At 69.5% G+C, this 3,950-nt stretch carries 4 protein-coding genes, 1 tRNA gene and 1 pseudogene; 2 read left to right on the top strand and 4 right to left on the bottom strand.

Annotated elements, in window-relative coordinates; genetic code table 11:
* Positions 1-53: 53 nt before the first annotated feature.
* Positions 54-887: a presqualene diphosphate synthase HpnD gene (gene hpnD / locus JMF90_RS27495; protein ID WP_027810329.1), complete on the bottom strand. Its 834-nt coding sequence runs from the start codon at positions 885-887 to the stop codon at positions 54-56.
* Positions 888-1,122: 235 nt separating this feature from the next.
* On the opposite strand from hpnD, the gene JMF90_RS27490 reads away from it, so the two are divergent.
* Positions 1,123-1,209: transfer RNA gene (locus JMF90_RS27490), tRNA-Leu, on the top strand.
* Positions 1,210-1,393: 184 nt separating this feature from the next.
* A complete protein-coding gene (locus tag JMF90_RS27485; protein WP_011549602.1) occupies positions 1,394-1,690 on the top strand; it encodes a hypothetical protein in 297 nt (98 codons plus the stop codon).
* A 104-nt stretch (positions 1,691-1,794) separates the two neighbouring features.
* On the opposite strand, the gene JMF90_RS27480 is transcribed toward JMF90_RS27485, so the two are convergent.
* The 3 genes and pseudogenes from JMF90_RS27480 to JMF90_RS27470 form a co-directional block, all read right to left on the bottom strand.
* Positions 1,795-2,022, bottom strand: a complete 228-nt coding sequence (locus JMF90_RS27480; RefSeq protein WP_011549603.1) for a hypothetical protein — start codon at positions 2,020-2,022, stop codon at positions 1,795-1,797.
* A 111-nt stretch (positions 2,023-2,133) separates the two neighbouring features.
* Positions 2,134-3,243 carry a class II histone deacetylase gene (locus tag JMF90_RS27475; protein WP_077179218.1) on the bottom strand — a complete coding sequence of 370 codons (1,110 nt, stop codon included), beginning with the start codon at positions 3,241-3,243 and terminating at the stop codon, positions 2,134-2,136.
* A 14-nt stretch (positions 3,244-3,257) separates the two neighbouring features.
* Positions 3,258-3,950, bottom strand: a pseudogene (locus JMF90_RS27470) (MFS transporter); the annotation flags it as partial.

Genomic DNA, 3,950 nt, shown 5'->3' with positions numbered 1-3,950 from the left:
GCTGCAGCAGCGTTTCGACACGCTGCCGCTGCTGAAGGCGTGATGCGGGCCGCTCAGCGGCGACGCGCGGCGCGCCACGCGATCCACAGCTTGCGGATCGGCGTGAGCGCGATGCGCTGGTGCAGCACCTGGTAGCCGTCGCGCGCGATTTCGTCGAGCAGCGCGCCGGCCAGCGCGATTTGTGCCCGCAGTGTGCGCTGCGCGCGGCGTTCGGTGGCGGGAATCGCCGCATCGGCCGCCGCGAGCGCGTCGCGCGCGCGGGTCGTCTGGAATTGCAGCAATTCGGTGAAGGCCGGACTGTAGCGGCGGTTCAGCAGATCGGCCGCGGTCACGTTGTAGCGCTGCAGTTCGTCGATCGGCAGATAGATGCGGCCGTGGCGCGCGTCGTTGCCGAGCTCCTGCACGAATTGCGCGAGCATCAGCGCGCGGCCGACGTCCGCTGCCCACGGCTGCGGGTCGGCCGGGTTCGCCGAGCTGGCGCGCGCGACCAGCGACGCGAAGGTGCCGCCGACCTGCGCGATATAGCGCTGCAGGTTCGCGAAGTCGAGGTAGCGCGCCTGTTCGAGGTCCATCCCGTAACCGTTGACGAGCGTGCGCAGTGCGTCGGCTTCGGCGGCGATCGCCGGATGATGCTGCGCGAGCGCCTTCGTGACCGGGTGCGACGGCTGCCCGTCGGCCAGTGCGGCGAGTTCCTTGTGCCACCACGCGAGCTTCGTGTGTCCGACGGTCGGATCGCTGGTTTCCTTGACGGTTTCCTCGAGTTCGCGGCGCAGCGCGAACAGCGCGGTCAGGCGCGGCTGCGTGGCGAGCGGCGCCTGGCGCAGCGCGTAGTAGACGCTCGAGCCGGCGGGGGCGGCCTTTTGCTGACAGTAGTCGTCGAAGTTCACGGGCGAGATCGGGTGGGGCAGGTTCGGGGGACGCGCGGCGGCGCGCTGCCGAAACGTCGAGCGCGGCATTCTAGCACCGCGGCACGATGGGCGCCGGCGGGGCGAGACAACGCCGCACGGATCGGGTAGAATCTCGCGCTCGCCTGATCGGGCGTGCCGGTTTTCGGGCCGGCGTGAAGTCCCGGGCGCGTGGAGCACGCATCTTGCGTCCCGCGCGATCAGGCGACGGAAATGCGCGTGAGTGGCGAAATTGGTAGACGCACCAGGTTTAGGTCCTGACGCCCGCAAGGGTGTGCCGGTTCGAGTCCGGCCTCACGCACCAGAAGTCGAACGTACCCTGTCAGGGGCCGTTCGCGAAAAAGCGCTGCCGGTCGGCTGACCGCAGCGCTTTTTTTGTTGATGCCGGCTTCCTCGCCACACATCCGGACCTCGTCCGAGCAATCGGCCGCGTGTAATATCGTGCTCGCTTTTCATACAAGCAGCACGACGACACCGAGGGGCCACCGATGCAACACACCTTCCGTATCCCGATTTCCATTCTGGCGCTGATGCTGGCCGCGCCGGCCTTCGCCAATACGCCTGCCGACAATATCGCGTGGAGCGCCAAACCCGTGAAGACGGTCGCATCGTCGTCGGCATGCACCGCGTACTCGGGGCGCCCAATATCGGGCAACGGCCAGCCGCTGTCGACCGAGGGCGTGCTGAAAACGCTCGGCACGTTGGCGGCCGGCGCCGCGCTGGGTGCCGTCGCCGGCGGATATCAGGGCGCAGCCCCGAATCCGTGTCCGCTGCCTGGCCTGTGATTCGCTGGCAAGCGGATCGCGGAGCGCGCCGCTTCAGCTGAAGCAAACACGATACGAAGCGCCGCGCGTTGCCTGACCGCGGCGCTTCGTCGTGCCCGGTGCGCCTATTCCCAGAAGCTGCGGATCGCGACGGCCACGATCACCGGTACCGAGAACACCAGCGGAATCGCGAAATACTGCGCTTCGCGATCGACGACCCAGCTGTAGATCACCCACGCCGCACCGATCGCGAACGTGATGAGCCCGACCGTCACGGCGGCGATGTTCAGGACCAGCTTCGACGGCTGGCGGCGCGTTTTGGTGTTGTCGTTGTCGCGCGGGGACGATTTCATCGGAAGAGTGCGGCCTCGTGCCGGAACAGGGGTAAAGACACAGGAAACCCCATCCGCACGGATCGCGCAAGGGCCGGCGCGGGCCGGCCCCGTCACGTCCGTTCCCGCGCGTTACAACCCGAACGACGCGGCCAGTTCGTCGAGCAGTGCGCGCTGGAACGCAACGAACCGCGCGCCCGGCTGCTGCGCGATCGCCAGGTCGAGCATCGGATCGGTGACCGCGGTGCGGATGCCGGCCAGTTCCTCGACGATCGCGAGCCCGCAGAACGGCACGTACGCCTCCGAATAGCCGCCTTCGTGAACGATCACGAGCCGCCCGCCGCAATGGCGCTGCGCGGCCTCCTTTACCGCGCGCGTCATGAACCGGTAGCTGTCGGTATGCAACTGCATGCGCGCGAGCGGATCGACCGCGCTCGCATCGAGGCCGCTCGCGATGACGATCAGCTCGGGGCGGAAACGCGCGAGCGCCGGCAGCACGATTCGCTCGAACGCATACCGGTACGCGTCGTCGCCGCTGCCCGCGAGCAGCGGCACGTTCAGGTTCGCGCTGATGCCCGCGCCTTCGCCGCGATCGTCCGCGCCGCTGTAGCCGGGCGGGAAGCAGCGATCCTGGTGCAGCGAGATCGTCAGCGTATCGGGATCGTCGTAGTAGATCGACTGCGTGCCGTTGCCGTGATGCACGTCCCAGTCGATCACCGCGACGCGCTCGATGCCGTGCTTCGCGCGCGCGGCCTCGATCGCGACCGGGATGTTCGCGAGCATGCAGAAGCCCATCGGGCGGTCGCGCAGGCAGTGATGGCCGGGCGGCCGCGACAGCGAGAACGCATTCGCCGCGCGCTCGCCGACGACCGCATCGACCGCCACGATCGCGAGACCGGCCGACAGCGCGGCGATCTCGTAGCTGCCCTTGCCGAATGGCGCGAGATCGCCGAGGTCGCCACCGTTCGCGTCGCTCAGCGCGCGAAATGCATCGAGATAGTGCGCCGGATGAATGCGCAGCAGGTCGGCCGTCGTCGCGGGCTCGGCGCCACGCAGGTCGAGTTGCGCGGCCAGGCCCGACGCCTGCACGAGCGACAGGAAGCGGCGTTTCGAATCGGGCGATTCCGCGTAGCCCGCGCTCGACGGCGGCTGGACCCAGCCTCCGACTGGGAAGAACAGCGCGTGCGTGCCGCCGGTATGCCAGAAAGTGCGTTCGTCGGTGAAGAAGGCAGTGCGATTCATGGATGCGTGACCTGTCACGGTTGGGAGGAAACGGAAGAGCGCGCGCGGCGATCGATGTGGCGCAGCGCGGCGAACGACACGATCGCGACGGCCGTCGCGGCCACGAACAGCGCGCGCATCGAGCCGCCGGCGTCGAGCATCAGGCCGGCCAGCAGCGGGCCGGCGGCGAGCCCCGCGCCGATCACGAAATTGAGCGTCGCGACGAGGCGGCCCGACGTGTCGATCTGCGCGACTGTCGCGAGGATGAACGGCAGCACGAAGGTCCACGCGAACTTGAACGCGAAGATCGCCGCGCCGTAGCCGCCGGTGTCACGCATCGCGGCGAGCGCGACGAGCGATGCCGCGAGCAGCGCGTAACCGGCCGCCAGCATCGCGCGCCGCGCGAGCCGGCCGCCCGCGCACGACGCGAGCGCCGCGCCGGCGATGCCCATCACGCTCGCGATCGCGAGCACGTTGCCGGTCGTCTGCGGGTCGAGCCCGGCCTCGGCCGCCGCGCGGCTCGCGAACGTCCACACGCTGCCGATCGCGAGATAGAACGTCAGCACCGCGCCGATGGCGAGCACGACGAAGGGTCGCGGCGTGGGCGGCGCGTCGCCGCGCGCGGTATGCGCGGCTGCCGTCCGCGTGCCGAGCGACGACGGAAAGCCGCGCGACAGCGGCGCCGCGAGCAGCGCGAGCCCGGCGAGCGCGACATACAGCGCGCGCAG

The organism is Burkholderia sp. E168m23 (assembly GCF_016586125.1).
GTDB lineage: Bacteria > Pseudomonadota > Gammaproteobacteria > Burkholderiales > Burkholderiaceae > Burkholderia > Burkholderia orbicola.
The sequence above is the reverse complement of the archived record's forward strand: the minus strand, read 5'-3'. Positions and strand labels throughout refer to the sequence as shown.

Bases quoted from the DNA above. Each gene is read 5' to 3' on its own strand.
- JMF90_RS27485 (WP_011549602.1), top strand. From the start codon at position 1,394: ATGCAACACACCTTCCGTATCCCGATTTCCATTCTGGCGCTGATGCTG.
- JMF90_RS27475 (WP_077179218.1), bottom strand. From the start codon at position 3,243: ATGAATCGCACTGCCTTCTTCACCGACGAACGCACTTTCTGGCATACC.
- JMF90_RS27480 (WP_011549603.1), bottom strand. From the start codon at position 2,022: ATGAAATCGTCCCCGCGCGACAACGACAACACCAAAACGCGCCGCCAG.